The organism is Arthrobacter sp. Bz4, from assembly GCF_003075455.1.
In the GTDB taxonomy this organism is placed as follows: domain Bacteria; phylum Actinomycetota; class Actinomycetes; order Actinomycetales; family Micrococcaceae; genus Arthrobacter_D.
The window spans coordinates 101,791-122,094 of sequence record NZ_QDAE01000007.1 but is presented as its reverse complement, the minus strand read 5'-3'; the positions used below and the strand labels follow the sequence as shown (position 1 = coordinate 122,094).

The window sequence follows — 20,304 nt, the reverse complement described above, 5'->3', positions numbered from 1 at the left end:
GTGTCGACTCGCTCCAATGCGGGGAGGGCTAGGTGCGGGGTTTGAGGCTGGGGGAGCCGTCCACGCCGTCGCCCGCGCTCAGCCCGGTCAGCACGGCGCGGATGGCGTCGAGTGAGGAATGCTCCGGCTCCCACCCGAGCAGTGTGCGTGCACGGTCGGTGTTCATGACCGGTGCCAGGGCAGCCATGTCGATCCACCCCGGATCGGTACGCTGCAGCCCCAGCGCCCAGGTCACGCCGACGACGGCGCGCAGCACCTTCACGGGGAGGTTCACCACTCGTCGGGCGCCCAACTGCCCCGCGACCTTGGCCGGCGTGAGCACCGGCTCGGCAGCGATGTTAAAGGCACCACCCACCCGCCGGTCGACGGCCCGCCAGTAGGCGTCTGCGACGTCGTCGGCGTGGACCGCCTGAAAGATCAGCCGATCAGGGATGGGAATGACCGGGAGCCGCAGCCGATCCAGCAGGAACTTCGGGACGAGCGGGCCCAGGAAGTAGCGGCCGATCTCGCTCCCTGCATCCTGCTGAAAGATCAGCCCCGGGCGAATCCGGGTGACGGGGATCTCCGGGTACCTCCGGTCGAAGTCATCAAGGAGCGCTTCCTGCTCAGCCTTATGCCGACTGTAGTGAGAGGTGCTGATGCCCCCATGCGGCCAACTTTCATCCACCCGCTGGCCCTTCGAGGCCGGGCTATAGGCACCCACCGATGACGCGCAGACGAAGTGGCGCACTCCCGCGTCGGCGGTCGCCTGCAGCGCGTTGGCGGTACCGGTGACGTTGGTGCGGTGCATCGCCGGTTCATTGCGGTTCGGCTGGATGGCCCAGGCCAGATGCACGACGGCGTCAACGCCGGCGAGTGCTGCGGTGAGCGTGCTGCGTCCCTCGTCGGTCCCGATATCGAGGGCGTGCCATTCGCACCCGGCGTAGGGGGCCCGGGCAGTGTCAGGAAGCCGGCGGGCGAAGCCGACGATTTCCACGCCGCCCGGATGCTCGGCCGCGGCCCGTTGCAAGCGCCGTAACAGAGCGGTTCCGACGTTACCGGTGGCGCCAACAACCGCAATTCGGAGGGTGCCGGCTGGACTAATCTGGGAGAAAGCCATGTGCCAACGGTAATCCTTAGGTAGGCTTATGCACTAGTAAGGGTCCTTATAATAATCAGCTGGACCTGTAGGAACTATGTGGAGGTACCAAATGGCACCCAGCGGCGGCACAGCGGCGGATTCGCCCGAAGCGCAGACCCAGGACAAAGCACGCAATGCGCCGAGTCCTGACGACGACCGGAAGCCCGACAGCCCCACCGAGATCAAGAAGCCAGCCTGGGGATACGTGTTCAAGCGCACCCTCCGTGAATTCGGCAAAGACCAGTGCACCGATCTGGCTGCTGCCCTGACCTACTTCGCGGTGCTGGCGATTTTCCCGGCGCTGCTGGCGGTGGTCTCCCTGCTCGGTGTCTTCGGTCAGGCGGAAACCACCACCAACACCGTGCTGGACATCCTTGAAGGGGTGGCACCGGGTGCAGCCGAGAACGAGACGCTCGAAAGCACTATCGAAGGTCTCGCTACCTCACAGGGTGCTGGTCTGACGCTGATCATCGGTGTTCTCGGTGCGCTCTGGTCTGCCTCCGCCTATGTCAACGCCTTCAGCCGGGCAATGAACCGGGTGTACGAAGTGGAGGAGGGGCGTCCGTTTTGGAAGCTGCGCCCGGTAATGCTCCTCATCACCGCTATAGTCCTGCTGCTGGTGGTGCTGATGGCCCTCCTGCTGGTCCTGTCCGGACCGATCGCCGAATCGGTCGGGAATGTGATCGGTCTCGGCGACACGGCTCTCCTCGTGTGGAACATCGCCAAGTGGCCGGTCATGGTGGTTTTTGCCATCCTGATGATCGCCATCCTGTACTACGGGGCGCCCAACGTGAAGCAGCCCAAGTTCCGTTGGATGAGCATGGGATCGTTTGTTGCGTTGTTGGTCCTCGGACTCACCACTGCTGGATTCTCTTTCTACGTTGGCAACTTCGGCAGTTATGACGAGACCTACGGGGCGATCGCCGGCGTCATCGTGCTGCTGCTGTGGCTCTGGCTGGCTAACCTCTCACTGCTCTTCGGTGCAGAGTTCGACGCCGAACTGGAGCGCGGCCGGCAACTCCAGGCCGGCATCGAAGCTGAGGAAACCATCCAGCTCCCTCCACGGGACGCCACCGCAAGCCGCAAGAAGCTCGACAAGGAACTCGAGGACATCGACAACGGGCGTGAGCTGCGCCGGAAGTACGAACGCGAGTCGGCCCGGCAGAGCCAGGACAACTGATCGCCAACCGGCGATCACCCAGTGATCAATTCCACCTCTGTCGCCGGGCTGTTCCAACCAACAGCCCAGCGACAGAAGATTAGGCTGAACAGATGACCGAGAACGAACACAGCACTCGTGGCGCCTACGTGAACACGGGCAAGGAATTCAGCCGCGACACCACCTATATCGAAACCCGGATCACCCGGGACGGGTCGGACGGCTTTCCCGTGGAGGCCGGCCGGTACCGGCTGATCGCCGCCCGCGCCTGTCCCTGGGCGAACCGCGCCATCATCGTGCGCCGGCTCCTCGGACTCGAGGACGCCATTTCGCTGGGGACCCCGGGCCCGACCCACGACAAGCGGTCCTGGACCTTCGACCTTGACCCTGACGGACGCGATCCGGTCCTGGGCATCGAACGACTGCAGGAGGCGTTCTTCAAGCGAGATCCCGAGTATCCGCGCGGTATCACCGTTCCGGCGATCGTCGACGTGCCTTCAGGTGCCGTCGTCACCAACAACTTCCCGCAAATCACCCTTGATTTCTCCACTGAGTGGAAAGATTTCCACCGCGACGGCGCCCCTGATCTGTACCCGGAGAAACTGCGTGAAGAGATCGATCAGGTCGCCAAGCGGATCTTCACCGAGGTGAACAACGGCGTCTACCGGTGCGGGTTCGCCGGATCGCAGGAAGCGTACAACGACGCCTACGACCGCCTGTTCACCGCGCTGGACTGGCTGGAGGAACGCCTCAGCCACCAGCGGTTCCTGGTAGGCGAGACCATCACCGAGGTCGACGTCCGCCTGTTCACCACCCTGGTGCGCTTCGACGCCGTCTACCACGGACACTTCAAGTGCAACCGGAACAAGCTCACCGAAATGCCAGCCCTGTGGGGCTACGCCCGGGACCTGTTCCAGACCCCCGGCTTCGGCGACACGATCGACTTTGACCAGATCAAGGATCACTACTACATCGTGCACGAAGACATTAACCCGACCGGGATTGTGCCCAAAGGCCCGGATCTGGCCAACTGGCACACCGAGCATGGCAGGGAAGGCCTCGGCGGCAAGCCCTTCGGGCAGGGAACCCCGCCCACCGCTGCCTAAAGCCAGCTAAACCGTGTCAACCGATAGCCCGCCCGTACCGGATTCCCCGGCTGCTGGGTGGGGTTTCGGCGGGTAGGGAGCGACCTGCCGGGTGCCCCTCCGAACGACCCACCCTGGCTAATTAGGGAACATAACCGTTTCTTAATAGAGGTAACCGTAGGCTAGCCTTACTTCTGTCCGGAGTTAGACGGTGAGGAGGCATGCGATGGCAGTGCAGACTGCTCCAGCCCCTCTTGCCCGCGCTCCGATCGCCTCAGCCAGACCCCGCGGACAGCGCCGGGTTCTGAAGCTGGGCGCAGTGCTGGTCGCCCTCGCCCTGGTCTGCGCCGCCTCGCTCGCATTCGGCTCCCGGCCCATCAGCTTCGACGTCCTGGTCGCTGCGCTAACCGATTTCGACCCGGCCAACGGCGACCACGCCGTCGTCCACTCCCGCATTCCCCGCACCGTCACCGGCCTCATGGTCGGCGCCGCACTCGGCCTCGCCGGTGCCGCCATGCAGGGAGTGGCCCGGAACCCGCTCGCTGACCCAGGCATCCTCGGCGTCAACGCAGGAGCCGCGCTCGCCGTCGTCATCGGCATCTACGTCTTCGGGATCGCCGAGGTGACCGGCTACATTTGGTTCGCGTTCGCCGGGGCAGCCTTCGCCGCCGTCGTGGTCTACGCCATCGCAAGCCTCGGCCGGGAAGGCGCCACCCCCATCAAGCTGGCGCTCGCGGGGGCGGCCCTGTCCGCGGGGCTGGGCAGTCTGATGAACGCCGTCCTGGTGTCCAACCAGGAGACGCTCGACCGGTTCCGGTTCTGGCAGGTCGGCACCGTGTCAGGCCGTGGCTGGGATGTCCTCCTGCCGGTCCTGCCGTTCCTCGTGGTCGGCATCCTGTTGACCCTCCTGACCGGTAAGGCACTGAACAGCCTGTCCCTCGGTGACGACATCGCGAAGGGGCTCGGCCAGAACGTGGCGATAGCCCGCGGTGTCGCGGCGCTGGGCGTCGTCATCCTCTGTGGCGCTGCGACCGCAGCCGCCGGACCGATCGCCTTCGTGGGCCTGGTGATCCCTCACATGGTGCGGGTGCTCACCGGCCCCGACTACCGCTGGATCCTGCCCTTCTCGGTGGCACTTGCCCCGGTGCTGCTCATCGGAGCCGACATTGTCGGCCGGCTCATCCTGCCACCCGGCGAGGTGCAGGTGGGGATCATGACCGCCGTCATCGGCGCCCCGGTGTTCATCTGGCTGGTCCGCCGCCGGAAGCTGGCCCAACTATGAGCCTCCACCCAGCGCCCCCGACCGGCGCGGCCACACCCGCCGCCCCGGACGTCGCTGCCACACCGAATGGCGCTGCCACACCGGATGGCGCTGCCGCACCGAATGGCGCTGCCACACCGCCGTCGGCGGCTACCGTCAGCGGCGGTCGACGCCGGCAAGCAGCCCAGCGCCGCCTGGTGATCGGTATCCTCGCGGGGGTCACCGCCGTCCTGTTCGCGGTCTCCGTCCTGCTCGGCACCTATACCGTGACCATCCCGGACTTCTTCAGGATCCTCGGCGGCGCCGATATCCCCGGCGCTACCTTCATCGTGATGGAAAACAAGCTTCCCCGCGCGGTGATCGCGGTCCTTATCGGGGTGGCCTTCGGCCTGGCGGGCACCATTTTCCAGACCATGCTCCGGAACCCGCTGGCCAGCCCCGACATCATTGGGATCAGCTACGGAGCCAGTGCCTCCGCCGTGGCAGCAATAGTGCTGTTTGGGGCGGCGGGCGTTGCGGTCTCCCTTTCCGCCCTGATCGGTGCACTCGCCGTCGCGGCAGCGATCTACCTGCTCTCCCGCCGCGGCTCGGCGGCCGGGTACCGGCTGATCCTGGTGGGAATTGGCTTCGCCGCGGTGCTGCACGCGGTGGTCAGTTTCCTGCTCACCCGCACCGATATCCGCACCGCATCGGACACCCTGGTCTGGCTCAACGGCTCCCTGAATTCTAGCAACTGGGACCGCGCCACGATCCTCATCCTCGCCCTGCTGCTGCTGATCCCCGCGGCGGCCGTCCTGTCCCGGGGGCTGCAAGGACTGGAACTGGGCGACGATACCGCCGCCAGTCTCGGCATCCGGGTCGAACCATCGCGGCTAGCTCTGATCACCGTCGGAGTGGCCCTGGCTGCCGTTGCCACTGCCGCCGCCGGGCCGGTGGCGTTCGTCGCCTTCCTCGCCGGCCCGATCGCGCGCCGCCTCGTGAAGGGCGCCGTGTCTCTCACCGCGGCCGGACTGGTGGGCGCGGTGATAGTTCTCGCCGCAGACTTCGTGGCAGCCAACATGATTCCCGGTGTGTCACTTCCGGTCGGCGTAGTAACAGGCGTCCTCGGCGCCCCGTTCCTGCTGTGGCTGCTCGTGACCGCCAACAGGACAGGACAGGGAGGCTGAGATGGCTCTGACAGCCAGCGAGCTGACACTCGCATACGACGACCGCAAAGTGGTCCAGGACCTCACCGTCGAGCTGCCGGCCGGCAAGGTCACGGTGATCGTCGGTGCCAACGCCTGCGGCAAGTCCACCCTGCTGCGCGGCCTGGCCCGCCTGCTGAAGCCGTCGGCCGGCGTCGTCAACCTCGACGGCAAGGACATCCACTCGCTGTCCACCCGCACCGTCGCGCGGATCCTCGGGCTGCTTCCGCAAACACCGGTAGCCCCGGATGGGATCACCGTCGCCGACCTGGTGGGTCGCGGCCGCTACCCGCACCAGGGCTGGTTCCGGCAGTGGACCAACGACGACGACGTCGCCGTCGCCTCCGCCCTCCAAGCCACCGACACCCTTGAGCTCGCTGACCGCTTTGTCGATGAACTGTCCGGTGGGCAGCGGCAGCGGGTCTGGATCGCGATGGCCCTGGCCCAGCAAACCGACATCCTGCTGCTGGATGAACCCACCACCTTCCTCGACGTCACCCACCAGGTGGAAGTACTGGATCTGATCACCGACCTGAACCGGCGCGACGGCACCACGGTGGCCATCGTGCTCCACGACCTGAACCTCGCCGCACGCTACGCCGATCACCTCATCGCCATGAAGGACGGCCAGATCGCCGCGCAGGGCAGTCCCGCCGAGGTGGTGACTGAGGAGACCGTCACCTCGGTTTTCGGTCTGCAATGCCGCGTCATCCCGGACCCCGTATCCGGCACACCCATGGTGGTGCCGGTCGGCCGGCACCACTCAGGCGACGGAGCTACTCAGCCGTCACCCGAAACGTCCACCGGGCAGGGGTTCCTGCCTAATCCGCAGGACACGCTGTCCGCGCACCACCTGGAGGCAGCAACATGACCGAAGTCAGCAATCGCACGGCCCGACGGAGCGAGCGCGCATCCCAGCGCACCGATGGAACCGTTTCGGCGGTATCAGCCTTCGACGTCGTCGTCACCCGGGTGCAGCGCCTCAGCGACAACTTCCAACGCATCACCTTCGGCGGGTCCTGCCTGAGGGACTTCGGGGTGCAGGGGGCAACGCTGGACCTGCGGATCAAAGTCATGATCCCCGCCACCCGCGACGACGATGCCCCCCGCGTGAACATGCGGGAGCTCCTCGAGTCACCGCCCGAGGGATCGGGCTGGTATCAGCGGTGGCTCGCAATGGACCCCGCAGAGCGCGGCGCCATGCGCACCTACACCGTCAGGGCGGCCCGGTGCGATGGCGACCAGCCAGAGATCGACGTCGACTTCGTGATGCACTTCGATGCTGAGGGGAACGGGGGGCCGGCGTCGCTGTGGGCCGCCGCCGCCACCCCCGGCGATCGGATCTGGCTGATCGGCCCGAACGTCCACGCCGCCACCTGCACCACCGCCGGCTCCTACGGCGGGATCGAGTGGCGTCCGGGGCTCGCCCAGCAGGTCCTCCTCGCTGGCGACGAGACAGCTGTCCCCGCCATCAGCGCCATTCTGGAGTCCCTCCCCGCCGATGTCGGCGGGCACGCCTTCCTTGAAGTGCCGGACCACGCAGACTTCCAGGCTGTGTCCACCACCTCAGCGGTGGAAATCATCTGGCTCGCCCGGGGGGAACGCCCCCACGGTGAACTGCTGGACGCGGCGGTCCGGGATACGGTTCGGGTGCCCGGCTGGGTGTCGCTGGCCGCGCCGTTCGCCGTCGGAGTCGACGCCAGCTCCCGCGCCGGGCTGACCCTCGCCGCCGCTGCCGCAGCCACAGCAGGCCCCGAGCCGGAAGAAGTGAACATTGACGAAACGATCCTGTGGGAAACCCCGCAGCGGCTGAACGCGTCAACGCTGAATTCCTCGCTGAACCCGGACCGGCCCTCCGGTGCGCTCCCGTTCTATGCCTGGATCGCGGGCGAGGCTGCGGTGGTCCGTGGGCTGCGGCGTTATCTGGTGCGCGATGTCGGGATTGACCGCAAGCAGGTGGCCTTCATGGGGTATTGGCGCAGGGGTCGATCCGAACTTGGCTAGTCGCCACGCCGTGATCTGTGTAACGAAATTATAACTTCTCGGCTAAGCGCTCTATTCTTATAGGGAGCCATCCGCATCATTGTGGCTCCCGGACTGCACGCCTAACCCTGTCAGCAGCCGGCCCCCAATTCACCGTGGCAGGGGTGGAGGACCCATCTTCGGCAGTTTTCTGCCTTGGGGTGCAGCCCTTCGCAAACCACTCTTCCGCTCACTGGAAGAGCAGCAGTGGGCCGAGTCAACTCTTGCTCGAATCCGACAGCTAACTTCACCGGCGTTGCAGAGAGGCTCCTGTTTTGCTCCAGCCGGTCACGTCCGGGCGCCGCCGCGCGTCCGCCCCGCCTAAGTCCACCTTGAAATCCAACCGCCGGTCAGCTGTGCTGGCCGTGGGAGTCCTCGCCGCAGCGGCGGGCCTCGTTCTCACCGCAGCCTTCCCCTCGCCAGAGGCTTCCCCCTCGGCAGCCCCTACCGCCGGAACCGGCCCCGCCGTAGCCGCACCGGTTACTGCTGACGCTGAAGCAGAAATTGATTTCAGCAAGGAGTCCCCGCTCGCGACGGCCGCAACCCCGAAGGCCAAAACCACTGTCCTGTCCAGCGACGTGGCAGCGTTCACCACCCCGATCAAGGGCGCCGAAATTGCTTCGTCGTTCGGCTACCGGGTGAACCCGATGGGCGGGTACGGCGACGAGCTGCACACCGGGACCGACTACGCAGGGGCTTGCGGTACGCCGGTCCTCGCATCACGCGCGGGCACCGTGGTGGAATCCGGGTGGCATGCCTATGGTGGTGGCCAGCGGATCGTGGTGGACCACGGCGGGGGCCTCCAAACCTCGTACAACCATCTCAGTGTGCTCGGCGTGACCGTGGGTCAGAAAGTGGGCAAAGCCGAGGGCCTGGGCGCCGTCGGCAGCACCGGCAACTCCACCGGATGCCACCTCCACTTCGAGCTACTGGTCGACGGCGAAAAAGTCGATCCCCAGACCCGGCTCTAGCCCCGGCCCGGACCCGGCCCTCGCGGCTTAGGGCTCCGGGTGGGTGACGACCGCTGGATCCTTCTTGCCGTAAGGCATCCGCAGCCGCAACGAATTAGCGTCCACGCGCAGGGCCATGTGGGTGCCCTTGCCGAGGGGGTCGCCGTCGAGCTGGATTTCCTGCGGCTCGTCGAGCTGGATCTCGGCTTCCTTGCACTGGAAGTACTCGAGGGACGGGTCCTTGCCCTTTCCGCGGGCAAACAGCTTACCCACGACGCCAAGCCACCCGAGCCGGCCGGTGGGCGCCACGGTCATGATGTCCAGTAGGCCGTCGTCAATCTTGGCGCCGGGGAAAATCTCCAGCCCGCCCATGATCTTGCCGCAGTTGCCGCCCATCACGCTGCGCAGCCGACGCTCGATGACCTCGCCGCCGTCCAGTGTGATCCGGGTGCGTGCAGGCTTGCCGCTCAGGTTCCGGATGCCGGCGTCGACGTAGGCCAGCCAGCCCACCTTGTCTTTGAGGTCATCACGGGTGTCAGCCATGATCGACGCGTCAAACCCCAGCCCCGCCATCACCAGGAACACGTGCGAGTCCTGGGCGCGGTCAACCGTGACATGGACGACGTCGACGTTGCGTTCGGTGCCGAACAGGGCTGCCTTGGCGGCCTCCTCCGGATCGTCGACGGCGATGTCCAGGTTCCGGGCCAGCAGGTTGCCGGTGCCGAGCGGGATCAGCCCCAGTGCGATGCCGGTGCCGTTGACGACCTCGGCCACGCAGCGGACCGTTCCGTCACCGCCAGCGGCGATCACCACGTCCACGCCGGCGTCGACGGCTTCCTGTGCCTGGCCACGGCCGGGATCATCAACCGATGTCTCCAGGTACAGCACCTCGTCCCACCCCTCGGCAGCGCAGAGCTCCGAAACGATCGCACGAATATCAGCCCCGGTGTTCTTGACCGGGTTGATGATCAACGCGGCGCGCTTGGTCCGAGTGTCGGAGGGCTGGGTCATGATGTCCTTCTCAGGTTGTGGGGAGGGGAGCGGGGGTGCACTGCAAAAAGTTATCAGTCTGCTTGCAATGCCACCTTATCGCGCGGCGGGAGCAGGTAGCCTCTTCTAGTGGAATTCTCTCAACGATATGTGGCCCTCGGTGATTCGTTTACGGAAGGCGTCGGCGACTGGCATGAAGCCAGCCCCAACGGGGTGCGGGGGTGGGCTGACCGGGTGGCCGAGCAACTGATCCTTGCCGACAGCTCCTGGGGATACGCGAATCTCGCCGTCCGCGGCAAGAAAGTGCGCCAGGTCCTCGACGAACAGGTTGACCGGGCACTGGCCCTGCAGCCCACACTGATCACCATCTACGCGGGTGGCAACGACATTCTGCGGCCGCGGATCGACATTGACGCGCTGATGGCCGCCTACGACGACGGCGTGGCCCGCCTTGCGAGCTCGGGCGCCGCCGTGGTGCTGTTTACCGGTTTTGATTCGGTGGGGTCGGCGGTGTTCGGCAAGACCCGCGGACGGACGGCCATCTATAACGAACTGGTCCGTGAAATTGCTGACCGGCACCACGCCGACGTGGTGGACTACTGGCGGTTCAGGGAGTTCCAGAATTGGGGCTATTGGGACACTGACCGGATGCACATGTCCGCCGCCGGACACACCCTTATGGCCAGGCGGGTGCTCGAAGTGTTGCGGGCCTCCCACGAGATCGACCTGCCCGAGCTGGAGGCCGCGCCGGCGTCGTCGCGGATAGATCAGCTACGAGCGGACGCCCAGTGGGCGCGCGACTATCTGTCGCCGTGGGTGGGGCGGCGCCTGCGCGGCGTGTCTTCGGGGGATGTGCTGACGGCCAAGTACCCGGAGCTCACCCGCCCGGCGTGGGCCTAGGGTCCCAGCCGGCCGGCGGGGCCCCGGTGGCAAACGGTGTCTGTGCCAGAATGGCGGGATGAGTGGTGTCCGTTGGCTGAATCCCGAGGAGCGGCAAGCCTGGCTTGCGCTCTACGCCGTCACCACCATGCTCCCTGGCACGCTGGACGCCCACCTGTTCCGGCAGGCCAAGATCACGCTGTTCGATTATCACGTCCTGGCGATGCTTTCCGAGACTGATGACCTCACCCTCGCGATGAGTGAACTCGCTGCCCGGTCGAATGCGTCACTGTCCCGCCTGAGCCATGTGGTGAAGAAACTTGAGCAGCGCGGCTGGGTGTCCCGGTGCCCCAGTGCCAGCGATGGTCGGGTCACCACCGCCCGGATCACCGAGGACGGGCTGACGAATCTGCAGTTACTGGCCCGCGAGCATGTTGACCATGTGCGGGAATCGGTCTTCGACGCGTTGACCGACGACGACGTTCGCGACCTGGAGCGGATTGGCAAGAAGATCCTGGCCCGCCTCGACAGTACCCACTGGATCCTGAATCAACCCACACCTGGAGTGCAACCATGAACCGACCGTCCGTCCTTGCGATCGTTCTCGCAGGCGGTTCGGGTGGACGGTTGGGGCCGCTGACGGATAAGCGTGCCAAACCGGCGCTGCCCGTCGCCGGCTCCTACCGCCTGATCGACATCCCCCTCTCCAACCTGCACCACAGCGGCTTCTCGGATGTGTGGATGGTGCAGCAGTACCAGCCGAACTCGCTCAACGACCATCTGGCCAATGGCCGGCCGTGGGATCTGGACCGCACCAACGGCGGACTGCGTGTCCTGCCGCCCTTTGAGGGCAGGAAAGGGGAGGGCTTCGCGGACGGAAACGCCGATAGCCTGTTCCGGCAGGCAGCGTTTATCCGTGAGTTCGACCCCGACCTGGTGCTGCTCCTGAGCGCCGATCACCTGTACCAGCTGGACTTCCGCGATGTCGTCCAAACGCATCTGGAGGCCAAAGCCGCCGCGACAATCGTGACCACACACTTCGACGGCGACGCCTCCAACCACGGTGTGGTCGAGGTGTCCGGCGGCGCCGTCACCGGCTTCGAGTACAAGCCCGACAAGCCCAAGACCACCCTGGTGGCCACCGAAGTCTTCCTATTCGATGCCGCGCACCTGCTCGACACCCTGGAACTGCTGGAGAAGGAAGAGGGCGGCCTCGACGACTACGGCGACCAGCTGCTGCCCCACCTGGTGCAGCATTCAACAGTGGTGGAACACCGCCTTGAAGGGTATTGGCTCGATCTTGGTACCCCCGAGAACTACCACCGGGCGCACATGGAACTGCTTGACGGCGAGGGTCTGGCCTTCGACCACCCGGCCTGGCCCATCCTCACCAGCAGCTCCCAGCGCCTGCCCGGGTTTGTCGGGAAAGGTGCGGTCGTGGCCGACTCGCTGTTGGCGCCGGGCAGCCGCGTCCTCGGCGAAGTCAGCCACAGCGTGATTGGGCCGGACACGGTGGTGGAGGCGGGCGCCGTCGTCGTCGATTCGATCCTGCTGAACGGGGTCACCGTTCCCTCCGGAGCCCGGATTGTGCGGTCCATAGTTGACTCCGGTGCCACGCTCGACGCCGGAGCACAGGTGGGCGACGACGACGTCGTGACGGTGGTAGACCGCAACGGCGATTGGTCTTAACCCCCGGCAGCTCCTAGAATAGGAGGGCATCAGGTGGCGGAGCGTGCGCAATTGCTCCGATTCTTGGGAACATATCTTCCGGGGAATCGGTAGTTAGGGGCTCAAGTTGCGCGAAAACCGCTAATCATCCCGACAGTTTCGGCTGTCGTTTGGGGCGCCTCTGATTGCATTCCCAGCAGACAAGACTGCTGGTTCTAGGTATTTTCATTAACTCTTTGGAGGATCGTCATGGCAGCTCACTGCCAAGTGACTGGAGCCGAGCCGGGCTTTGGGCACAGCATTTCCCACTCACACCGCCGCACCAAGCGCAGGTTTGACCCGAACATCCAGAAGAAGCGCTACTGGGTTCCGTCCCTGCGCCGCAACGTCACGCTGCAGGTTTCGGCCCGCGGCATCAAGACCATCGATGTGCGCGGAATTGACGCCGTCGTCGCGTCGATCCTGGCTCGGGGAGTGAAGCTCTAATGGCAAAAGATAAAGACGTACGCCCGATCATCAAGCTGAAGTCGACGGCCGGCACGGGGTACACCTACGTGACCCGCAAGAACCGCCGTAACGACCCGGACCGCATGGTTCTGATGAAGTACGATCCCAAGATCCGCAAGCACGTCGAATTCCGAGAGGAGCGCTAAACACATGGCTAAGAAGTCTAAAATTGCCCGCAACGAACAGCGCAAGGTAATTGTTGAGCGCTACGCCGAGAAGCGCCTCGAGCTGAAGAAGACGCTGGTTGACCCCAACGCAACTGACGAAGCCCGCGAAGCTGCACGCCTCGGACTGCAGAAGCTGCCCCGCAACGCGTCGCCAGTACGCCTCCGCAACCGCGACCAGATCGATGGCCGCCCCCGCGGAACGCTGCAGAAGTTCGGTATCTCCCGTGTTCGCTTCCGCGACATGGCTCACCGCGGCGAGCTGCCCGGTGTGACCAAGTCCAGCTGGTAACTCCGGCTGGCTGGTAACTACCAGTTTGCAAGAGGACGGCGACCCTGAGTCGCCGTCCTCTTGCGTTAAGCGCCGGTCCTGACAGACTGCACCCATCCTGAAGGGAATGCCCGTGCGGCAGCAGAAACTGCTCGAACCTCCGATGCTGTTGCTGTCCGTGGGTGGGTTCCTTGCGGTCGCCACAGAGGTGCTCCCCATTGGTCTGCTGCCCCTGATGGCGGAGGACCTGGGGGTCACCGAGTCGGCCATCGGGTTGCTGGTCTCCGCCTATGCAGCAGTGGTGGTGTTCGCCTCCATCCCGTTGAACGCGTGGACCAGTGCTGTGCCCCGAAAGCCGCTGCTGGTGGGGCTGCTCGCCGGTTACGGCGTCAGCAACATCGTGCTGTGCCTGGCGCAGGATTACTCGGTGGCGCTGACCGGGCGAATCCTGGCCGGGGCGTGTCACGCACTGTTCTTCGCGGTGGTCTTCGGCTACGCGAGCCGGTTGGCACCGCCGGGCCGGTTGGGTGGGGCGATGGCGCTGGTGAACGCGGGCAACGCCGTCGCGATCGCTCTCGGGGTGCCCCTGAGCACCTGGCTGGGGGCGACGGTCGGGTGGCGCTGGTCGTTCGGCTGCGCCGCCATCATTGCGCTGCTCCTGTCGGTGGGCGCCGCCGTCGTCATGCCGGGCATTGGCGGGTCCAAGGTTTCTGGCGGCGCACAGCTGCGTGAGGCGTTGGCGGGACCTGCACTGCGGCGGGTGATAGTCGCGGTGGTGGTGATGATGACCGCCCAGTTTGCCCTCTACACCTTCATCACCCCGGTGCTGCTCCAGTCAGGCTTCACCGCTGAGAACGTGGGATTCGCGTTGCTCGCCTACGGCGGAGCCGGGATTCTGGGACTCGCGATCTGCAGCCGGTTCACCGACTCGGCGTTGCGTCCCGCGTTACTGCTCTCTCTGCTGGTGATGACGGTGTCTTTCCTGGGGGTCGCGCTGCTGGATGGGGCGCCGGGCTGGACCCTGGCCGTGGTGATCCTGTGGGGCCTGCTGTACGGTCCGGTTCCCGCCTATGTGCAGACCGCGGCGATGAGCGCGTTCCGGGACCACCCGGACACCGTGGCGGCCGTTCATAACTCGACGTTCAATATCGGGATCAGCGCCGGAGCGCTGGTGGGTGCGCAGATGCTGACAGTGGGTGACCCGTCGGGAATCGGATTCGCTGCGGCGGGGCTGGCACTCGGGGCGCTGGTCGTGGTCTTCACCGGCACCAAACAGGGATTTCCCCGAGTCAGCAGCTGAAATAGTGCCCTTTGGCATCTAAAAACCCCCAAAAACGCCGGAAACGACCGGAGTTTGGTGCTCAAGCTGGTAAGTTTTCGCACAGAGGCTTTCAGAATCGTGAAGGCTTTACAAATAACGGACAAGTCCAGGAGGACGTAAATTGGCAACGAAAGAAACCAAGAACCGCAGCGAACTGGTAGCAGAAGTAGCAGCGAAGGCTGACACCAGCCAGACCGCCGTTAACGGCGTTCTTGACGCACTGTTCGATGTACTGGCAACCTCAGCTGCCAACAACGTCAAGGTCACCATCCCAGGTTGGCTCGCTGTCGAGCGCACCGAGCGTGCCGCCCGCACCGGACGCAACCCTCAGACCGGCGAGACCATCCAGATTGCAGCAGGCAGCAGCGTCAAGCTGACCGCCGGCTCCAAGCTGAAGGCTGCTGTCAAGTAGTCAGTCACCCGGTCCGCTAAGGACTCTAGGCCGCCACCCTTTCCGGTGGCGGCCTTTCCTTTTAACGTCGAACTTCAACTTCGGGCGTGAGTCACCGAATTGTTACCCGTTCTACGCAGGGTAGACAATGGTAGATGTGGCTACTACAACCAAGGCGCCCCGGCCGACCGACCGCCCGGGCATACAGACCCCAGGGGTGAAGGTTGGCTGGCTGATTGCCGGCGGTGCCGCCGTCGTGGTCGCACTCATCCTCGCCCTGCTGTTCTCGGGGGCTGCCGGTCCGCGTCAGCTGGGCGACCCGGGTGCCCTGACCCGCTGGGGATTGCCGGTCGCCAAGGCGTTGAACAACATTTCGGTTGCCGCCGTCATCGGCTCGCTGGTCTTCGCCGTCATGATCCTCCCGCGCCGGGTCGGATCGACCCACCGCCGCACCAGTAATGCGCGCACCAGCAGCGCCGGCACCCCGGGCGACGAACACCCCGCCTTCAGCGCGGTCATGACCCTCGCCTCCGTCGCCGCAGTATCGTGGACCCTCGCCGCCGTCGGTGTGCTGCTGTTCACCTACTCCGACGCCGCCGGCCTGCCGCTGAGTAGCGACCCCGGCTACACGGAGGGGCTGGCCTCCTACCTCACCGACTTCGACACCGGCCGCGCCTGGCTGTCCACCGTCCTGATCGCCGCCGTCGTCGCCACCATGACCTTCGGGGCCCGATCCAGCGGCTGGCTGGCACTGACCGGTGTCCTATCGCTCCTCGGCCTGATGCCGATGGCCCTGATCGGCCACTCAGCCAGCGGCGACGACCACTACGCCGCCATCAACTCGATCGCCCTGCACCTGGTGGGAGTCTGCCTGTGGATCGGCGGCATCATTGTGCTGGCGGTGATCAGCGGGCGGCTGGGCGTCCTGACCTCCAGCGTGCTGCGCCGCTTTTCCTCCCTCGCAGGTTTCGCTTTCATCCTGGTGGTGCTGTCCGGTGTGATCAACGCCAGCCTCCGCATCAACGATCTGGGCCAGCTCGGCTCGGAGTGGGGCCTGCTGGTCACCTTCAAGACGGTTGCTACCCTGCTGCTCGGCGGGATCGGCCTCATGCACCGGCAGTGGATCATTCCCCAGCTCGGAACGGGCAGCGGGTCGCTCACGGGCGGCCAGCTCTCCGCCCGGCGGGTGCTGTGGCAGCTGATCGCCGTGGAACTGCTGATCATGGGCGCAGTCTCGGGTGTTGCTGTTGCCCTGTCCCGGACGGCCCCGCCTGTCAGCGAGGAGATCGCCCCCGACGCCTCGCCGGCGCGGGTCCTCTCCGGCTATGACCTGCCGCCCGAGCTGACGTTTGAACGCTGGTTCACCGAATGGCGCTTCGACTGGCTCTGGGTGGCCTTCGTGGCGGTCGTCGGGGTGGCTTACGTGCGGGGCGTGGTGAAGGTCCGCAAACGCGGCGACAAATGGCCGCTCCTGCGGCTTGCCTGCTGGCTGGTCGGGCTGACGCTGCTGACCTACATCACCTCGGGCGCTCCAGCCGTCTACGGCATGGTGTTGTTCAGTACACACATGGTGGGCCACATGGCCCTGACCATGGTGGTTCCGCTCTTCCTGGTCCTCGGCGCGCCGGTAACGCTGGCGCTCAAGGCGCTGACCCCTCGCGGCGACGGGTCCCGGGGGATCCGCGAGTGGATCCTGGTGCTGGTGCACTCGCGCTTCTCCGTGCTGGTGACCCACCCGCTGTTCGCCGCAGCCAACTTCGCCGGATCGATCGTGATCTTCTACTATTCACCGCTGTTCGGCTTCGCGATGCGGGAACATGTGGGCCACGAACTGATGTACGTGCACTTCCTGATCACCGGGTACATTTTCGTCCTTTCGATGCTGGGCTCCGATCCGGTGCCACGCCGCGCACCGTATCCGCTGCGGATCCTGCTCCTCTTCGCCACCATGGCCTTCCACGCCTTCTTCGGTGTCGCGCTGATGGGGTCCACGTCACTGCTCCAGGCTTCCTGGTTCGGCAACATGGGCCGGGACTGGGGCCCCTCAGCACTGGAGGACCAGCAACTCGGCGGCGCCCTGACCTGGGGGATCGGCGAGATTCCCACCCTGCTGGTGGCGATCGGCGTCGCCATCATGTGGTCGCGTGACGACGCCCGGGAGTCCAAACGGACCGATCGTGCGGCGGACAGGAATAACGACGCCGATCTCACCGCTTACAACAACATGTTCGCTTCGCTGGCGGAACGCGACAACCGCCGCGGTCCAGGCACACCGGGACCCGGAAAGCCAGCATCATCCCAGAAGCCTGACCACCAGGAGAGCGTGAATGACTGAGACCTCGATCCGCACCGATTACCGGGTGCGTGCCTCCGAACTGGTGGGCCGCAACTGGCTCAACACGGGCGGGCGGCAGCTCACCCTCGAAGATCTGCGCGGGAAGATCGTCATCCTCGACTTCTGGACCTTCTGCTGCATCAACTGCCTGCACGTCCTGGATGAGCTGCGGCCGCTGGAGCAGAAGTTCAGCGACGTGGTTGTCACAGTGGGAGTCCACTCACCCAAGTTCGAACATGAAGCGGACCCGGATGCCCTGGCCGCCGCGGTGGAACGCTACGACATCCAGCACCCGGTGCTGGACGACCCGGAGCTGACCACCTGGCAGGCCTACACCGCCCGCGCCTGGCCCACCCTCGTCGTCGTCGACCCCGAGGGGTACATTGTGGCGCACCTCTCCGGTGAGGGCCACGCTGCCGGGCTGGAGTCCCTCGTCCAGGAGCTGGTGGAGGAACACTCCGCGAAGGGCACGCTGCACCGCGGCGACGGACCCTACGTTCCTGCCGAAAGCACCGCCGGCGACCTCCGGTTCCCGGGCAAAGCCGTCCCCCTCGCCAACGGTTCGCTCCTGATCGGCGACACCGGCCACCACCGGCTGGTGGAGCTCGACGCCGACCTGGTCACCGTCCGCCGCACCATCGGCTCGGGGGAGAAGGGCGCTGCCGACGGCACCGCTGCCGGGGCCCAGTTCAACGAGCCGCAGGGCCTCGCGGTCCTGCCCCAGCAGGTTGCCCGGCAGGTCGGGTACGACGTCGTCGTCGCCGACTCCGTGAACCACCTGCTCCGTGGCGTGGCCCTCGCCGACGGCGCGGTCACCACCATTGCGGGCAACGGCGTGCAGCGGCTGCTGGACGCTGGCAACCACGTGAAGGCACGCCCCGCCGAGCTGCAGGAGAACTTCGACCAGCCGAGCGGGTACGACGTAGAATCCCCGGAGGACGCCACCCCTCGCCTGACCGACACCCACCTGGGCACCCGGCCGCTGGAGGTCTCGCTGTCCTCGCCGTGGGACGTGCTGTGGTCCACCGTGCTGGAACGCGTGGTGATTGCCATGGCGGGCACCCATCAGCTGTTTACGTTCGATCCAGTCACCGGATCCGTCGACATCCTCGCGGGCACCGGACTGGAGGGCCTGCTCGACGGCGACGGATCCGAGGCCTGGTTCGCCCAGTCCTCGGGCCTGGCCGAGGATGCCAGCGGCAACCTCTGGGTCGCCGACTCGGAAACGTCGGCAGTACGGACCCTTTCCTTCCCCGAGTTCAACGGTCACCGCCGCACCCAGGTGCGGACCGCCATCGGGACCGGGTTGTTTGATTTCGGTTTCAGGGACGGCGCCGCGGACCAGGCACGCCTGCAGCACCCGCTGGGCATTACCGCCCTCCCCGATGGGTCGGTGGCCATCGCCGACACCTACAACGGCGCGGTGCGCCGGTACGATCCAGCCACGGGGCAGGTCTCAACCCTGGCCCGCGGTCTTTCGGAGCCCTGCGACGTTCTGGTGGACCTGACCCCCACCGCGTCGGGCAGCGAGCCGCTCCTCATTGTGGTGGAAGCCAACCGCCACCAGCTGGTCCGGGTGCCGATCCCCAAGGAAGCGCTCGCCGTCGATGAAGGCGCGTCCCAGACGCAACGACCGCAGACCCCCGTCGTCGCCGGATCGCATGCGCTTACGATCCGGTTCTCCGCGCCCAAGGGACAGAAACTCGACGACCGGTGGGGTGACCCCACCCAGCTGAAGATCTCCTCCTCACCCGAGGAACTACTGGTGTCCGGTGGCGGAACGTCGGTGGGTCTGACCCGCGAACTGGTGCTGTCCGACGCCGTCAGCGAGGGCGTCCTGCACATCACCGCCCGCGCGGCGGCCTGTGACGGGGAGCCGGGCGGCGAGATCCCCGATCATGCAGCATGCCACCTCTACCAGCAGGATTGGGGTATCCCGGTGCGGATCAGCGACGACGGCGAAACCGGGTTGACCCTGGACCTGCGGGGCCTCGACTAGTACTGGACCACCGGGGTGACGGCGATTTCGTCGTCGCCCACTGACAGGCGGGCGGTGAAGCCGAACTCGCGGGGGACCGTCACCGGTTCGATCGAGCCGGTGAAGAGGTCCTGCAGCGAGGTGGACAGTTCGGCGTTGCCTGAGAGCGGCGGCATCACCCAGCTGCCGTTGAACGGCTCGATGGAGACCGTCGGGTATTCCGTGATGGACCAGCGGATGTCCCCGGCTACCCGGTTCTCGGTCTGGAAGTTGAAGGGGCAATTGGCGGGCTGGAACACGGTCTGCGCCGCACACTCATCCAGGAAGCGCCGGATCTGGCCGTCCACCGCCTCCACCAGCGCATCGGTGGCCGCGGTAGCGAGCGCTATTCGTTGGCCGCCCGAGCGGTCGGTGACGGCAACGGTTTGGGCCGGCGCAGCGAAGTACTCGCTCGTGTAGTGGGCTTCAAAGTCCCCGGGGTAAAACACGGCGAACTGGTTTCTGCCCTCGGGCATGCCTACCCTGGTCCCATTGAGGGTGGCCTCGACCTGGTTGATCACCGACAGTTCGAGGGTGGGCAGCACCGAGGGAACAAACTCCCAGGTGTTGAAGAACAGCCACTCCGTACCGGTGCGCTCCAGGGAAAACGTTGACGAGTGTGCTGCACCGCGGACCGTGTAGGTGATGGTGACCTCCACCCGGCCGTCACCGACCTCCACCGCCTCACCGACCGCCACGCCCTCAACAGCTGCCATCGACTGCTGCAGCGGAGCACCGTTGAGCATGGCCGCGTTGGCCTCGGGCACCGACGCGTTGAGGAGCCCCAGGGCGCGTTCGCCGTCGCCGTCCGAGAGTGCTTCGAGGTAGTCGTGGACCTGTTCCTCGGGGTTGAAAATGTGCGTATTGACCACCACCACAGTGGCAATCGCGGCCGCAACCACGACCATCAGACCGAGCAGCCAGGCTGCTAGGACTTTGATCACAGAAGACGTTTGCACGCTATTACGTTACCCGTTGAG

General features: G+C 65.8%; 20 protein-coding genes and 1 riboswitch. Of the genes, 17 read left to right on the top strand and 3 right to left on the bottom strand.

The genetic code is table 11. From position 1 onward, the window contains the following. Positions 1–28 precede the first annotated feature (28 nt). On the bottom strand, positions 29–1,099 hold the full coding sequence (locus DDA93_RS07915) for an NAD-dependent epimerase/dehydratase family protein (RefSeq protein ID WP_116778446.1): 1,071 nt from the start codon (positions 1,097–1,099) through the stop codon (positions 29–31). A 91-nt stretch (positions 1,100–1,190) separates the two neighbouring features. Here DDA93_RS07915 and DDA93_RS07910 point away from each other — a divergent pair, with 91 nt between their 5' ends. The 7 genes from DDA93_RS07910 to DDA93_RS16765 all read left to right on the top strand — a co-directional run bounded on the left by DDA93_RS07910 (position 1,191) and on the right by DDA93_RS16765 (position 8,802). Next, on the top strand, positions 1,191–2,300 hold the full coding sequence (locus DDA93_RS07910; RefSeq protein WP_019481396.1) for a YihY/virulence factor BrkB family protein: 1,110 nt from the start codon (positions 1,191–1,193) through the stop codon (positions 2,298–2,300). A gap of 92 nt (positions 2,301–2,392) precedes the next feature. Continuing rightward, on the top strand, positions 2,393–3,385 hold the full coding sequence (locus tag DDA93_RS07905; protein ID WP_024476538.1) for a glutathione S-transferase C-terminal domain-containing protein: 993 nt from the start codon (positions 2,393–2,395) through the stop codon (positions 3,383–3,385). A 205-nt stretch (positions 3,386–3,590) separates the two neighbouring features. Then, complete coding sequence (locus DDA93_RS07900; RefSeq protein WP_024476539.1) at positions 3,591–4,646, top strand: iron chelate uptake ABC transporter family permease subunit; 1,056 nt, start codon at positions 3,591–3,593, stop codon at positions 4,644–4,646. Further along, positions 4,643–5,791: an iron chelate uptake ABC transporter family permease subunit gene (locus DDA93_RS07895; protein WP_116778445.1), complete on the top strand. Its 1,149-nt coding sequence runs from the start codon at positions 4,643–4,645 to the stop codon at positions 5,789–5,791. The genes DDA93_RS07900 and DDA93_RS07895 overlap by 4 nt, the downstream gene beginning before the upstream one ends. A 1-nt stretch (position 5,792) precedes the next feature. After that, positions 5,793–6,680, top strand: coding sequence for an ABC transporter ATP-binding protein (locus tag DDA93_RS07890; protein ID WP_116778444.1), 888 nt, complete (start codon positions 5,793–5,795; stop codon positions 6,678–6,680). Continuing rightward, positions 6,677–7,813, top strand: coding sequence for a siderophore-interacting protein (locus DDA93_RS07885; protein WP_116778443.1), 1,137 nt, complete (start codon positions 6,677–6,679; stop codon positions 7,811–7,813). Before DDA93_RS07890 ends, DDA93_RS07885 begins: the two co-directional genes overlap by 4 nt. Before the next feature lie 88 nt (positions 7,814–7,901). Then, positions 7,902–8,102, top strand: a riboswitch (cyclic di-AMP (ydaO/yuaA leader). Positions 8,103–8,163: 61 nt separating this feature from the next. Beyond that, positions 8,164–8,802, top strand: coding sequence for a M23 family metallopeptidase (locus tag DDA93_RS16765; protein ID WP_243400553.1), 639 nt, complete (start codon positions 8,164–8,166; stop codon positions 8,800–8,802). A 27-nt stretch (positions 8,803–8,829) separates the two neighbouring features. Here DDA93_RS16765 and DDA93_RS07875 read toward each other — a convergent pair whose 3' ends face one another. After that, on the bottom strand, positions 8,830–9,792 hold the full coding sequence (locus DDA93_RS07875) for a diacylglycerol kinase family protein (protein WP_116778442.1): 963 nt from the start codon (positions 9,790–9,792) through the stop codon (positions 8,830–8,832). Positions 9,793–9,900: 108 nt separating this feature from the next. Between DDA93_RS07875 and DDA93_RS07870 the strand changes: the two genes are divergently transcribed. From DDA93_RS07870 to DDA93_RS07825, 10 genes are all read left to right on the top strand, one after another. Beyond that, positions 9,901–10,671 carry an SGNH/GDSL hydrolase family protein gene (locus DDA93_RS07870; RefSeq protein ID WP_026040936.1) on the top strand — a complete coding sequence of 257 codons (771 nt, stop codon included), beginning with the start codon at positions 9,901–9,903 and terminating at the stop codon, positions 10,669–10,671. A 58-nt stretch (positions 10,672–10,729) separates the two neighbouring features. Next, a complete protein-coding gene (locus tag DDA93_RS07865) occupies positions 10,730–11,227 on the top strand; it encodes a MarR family transcriptional regulator (RefSeq protein WP_024476546.1) in 498 nt (165 codons plus the stop codon). Beyond that, positions 11,224–12,339, top strand: a complete 1,116-nt coding sequence (locus DDA93_RS07860) for a sugar phosphate nucleotidyltransferase (protein ID WP_116778441.1) — start codon at positions 11,224–11,226, stop codon at positions 12,337–12,339. Before DDA93_RS07865 ends, DDA93_RS07860 begins: the two co-directional genes overlap by 4 nt. A 228-nt stretch (positions 12,340–12,567) precedes the next feature. Further along, positions 12,568–12,804, top strand: coding sequence for a 50S ribosomal protein L28 (gene rpmB, locus DDA93_RS07855; protein WP_019481733.1), 237 nt, complete (start codon positions 12,568–12,570; stop codon positions 12,802–12,804). Continuing rightward, entirely contained in the window at positions 12,804–12,971 is a 168-nt protein-coding gene (rpmG, locus tag DDA93_RS07850) for a 50S ribosomal protein L33 (protein ID WP_019481734.1), read from the top strand. Before rpmB ends, rpmG begins: the two co-directional genes overlap by 1 nt. A 4-nt stretch (positions 12,972–12,975) precedes the next feature. Next, complete coding sequence (rpsN, locus tag DDA93_RS07845; RefSeq protein WP_019481735.1) at positions 12,976–13,281, top strand: 30S ribosomal protein S14; 306 nt, start codon at positions 12,976–12,978, stop codon at positions 13,279–13,281. A gap of 112 nt (positions 13,282–13,393) precedes the next feature. Beyond that, positions 13,394–14,560: an MFS transporter gene (locus DDA93_RS07840; RefSeq protein ID WP_165802594.1), complete on the top strand. Its 1,167-nt coding sequence runs from the start codon at positions 13,394–13,396 to the stop codon at positions 14,558–14,560. A gap of 142 nt (positions 14,561–14,702) precedes the next feature. Next, entirely contained in the window at positions 14,703–14,993 is a 291-nt protein-coding gene (locus DDA93_RS07835; protein WP_019481737.1) for an HU family DNA-binding protein, read from the top strand. A 127-nt stretch (positions 14,994–15,120) separates the two neighbouring features. Then, positions 15,121–17,307 carry a cytochrome c oxidase assembly protein gene (locus DDA93_RS07830; RefSeq protein WP_116778439.1) on the top strand — a complete coding sequence of 729 codons (2,187 nt, stop codon included), beginning with the start codon at positions 15,121–15,123 and terminating at the stop codon, positions 17,305–17,307. After that, positions 17,300–19,306, top strand: coding sequence for an NHL domain-containing thioredoxin family protein (locus DDA93_RS07825; protein WP_116778438.1), 2,007 nt, complete (start codon positions 17,300–17,302; stop codon positions 19,304–19,306). Before DDA93_RS07830 ends, DDA93_RS07825 begins: the two co-directional genes overlap by 8 nt. On the opposite strand, the gene DDA93_RS07820 is transcribed toward DDA93_RS07825, so the two are convergent. After that, a complete protein-coding gene (locus DDA93_RS07820) occupies positions 19,303–20,268 on the bottom strand; it encodes a hypothetical protein (protein WP_116778437.1) in 966 nt (321 codons plus the stop codon). The two genes, DDA93_RS07825 and DDA93_RS07820, sit on opposite strands and share 4 nt — an antisense overlap. Between the last annotated feature and the right edge of the window lie 36 nt (positions 20,269–20,304).

Bases quoted from the DNA above. Each gene is read 5' to 3' on its own strand.
- DDA93_RS07915 (WP_116778446.1), bottom strand. From the start codon at position 1,099: ATGGCTTTCTCCCAGATTAGTCCAGCCGGCACCCTCCGAATTGCGGTT.
- DDA93_RS07910 (WP_019481396.1), top strand. From the start codon at position 1,191: ATGGCACCCAGCGGCGGCACAGCGGCGGATTCGCCCGAAGCGCAGACC.
- DDA93_RS07905 (WP_024476538.1), top strand. From the start codon at position 2,393: ATGACCGAGAACGAACACAGCACTCGTGGCGCCTACGTGAACACGGGC.
- DDA93_RS07900 (WP_024476539.1), top strand. From the start codon at position 3,591: ATGGCAGTGCAGACTGCTCCAGCCCCTCTTGCCCGCGCTCCGATCGCC.
- DDA93_RS07895 (WP_116778445.1), top strand. From the start codon at position 4,643: ATGAGCCTCCACCCAGCGCCCCCGACCGGCGCGGCCACACCCGCCGCC.
- DDA93_RS07890 (WP_116778444.1), top strand. From the start codon at position 5,793: ATGGCTCTGACAGCCAGCGAGCTGACACTCGCATACGACGACCGCAAA.
- DDA93_RS07885 (WP_116778443.1), top strand. From the start codon at position 6,677: ATGACCGAAGTCAGCAATCGCACGGCCCGACGGAGCGAGCGCGCATCC.
- DDA93_RS07875 (WP_116778442.1), bottom strand. From the start codon at position 9,792: ATGACCCAGCCCTCCGACACTCGGACCAAGCGCGCCGCGTTGATCATC.
- DDA93_RS07865 (WP_024476546.1), top strand. From the start codon at position 10,730: ATGAGTGGTGTCCGTTGGCTGAATCCCGAGGAGCGGCAAGCCTGGCTT.
- DDA93_RS07860 (WP_116778441.1), top strand. From the start codon at position 11,224: ATGAACCGACCGTCCGTCCTTGCGATCGTTCTCGCAGGCGGTTCGGGT.
- rpmB (WP_019481733.1), top strand. From the start codon at position 12,568: ATGGCAGCTCACTGCCAAGTGACTGGAGCCGAGCCGGGCTTTGGGCAC.
- rpmG (WP_019481734.1), top strand. From the start codon at position 12,804: ATGGCAAAAGATAAAGACGTACGCCCGATCATCAAGCTGAAGTCGACG.
- rpsN (WP_019481735.1), top strand. From the start codon at position 12,976: ATGGCTAAGAAGTCTAAAATTGCCCGCAACGAACAGCGCAAGGTAATT.
- DDA93_RS07830 (WP_116778439.1), top strand. From the start codon at position 15,121: ATGGTAGATGTGGCTACTACAACCAAGGCGCCCCGGCCGACCGACCGC.
- DDA93_RS07825 (WP_116778438.1), top strand. From the start codon at position 17,300: ATGACTGAGACCTCGATCCGCACCGATTACCGGGTGCGTGCCTCCGAA.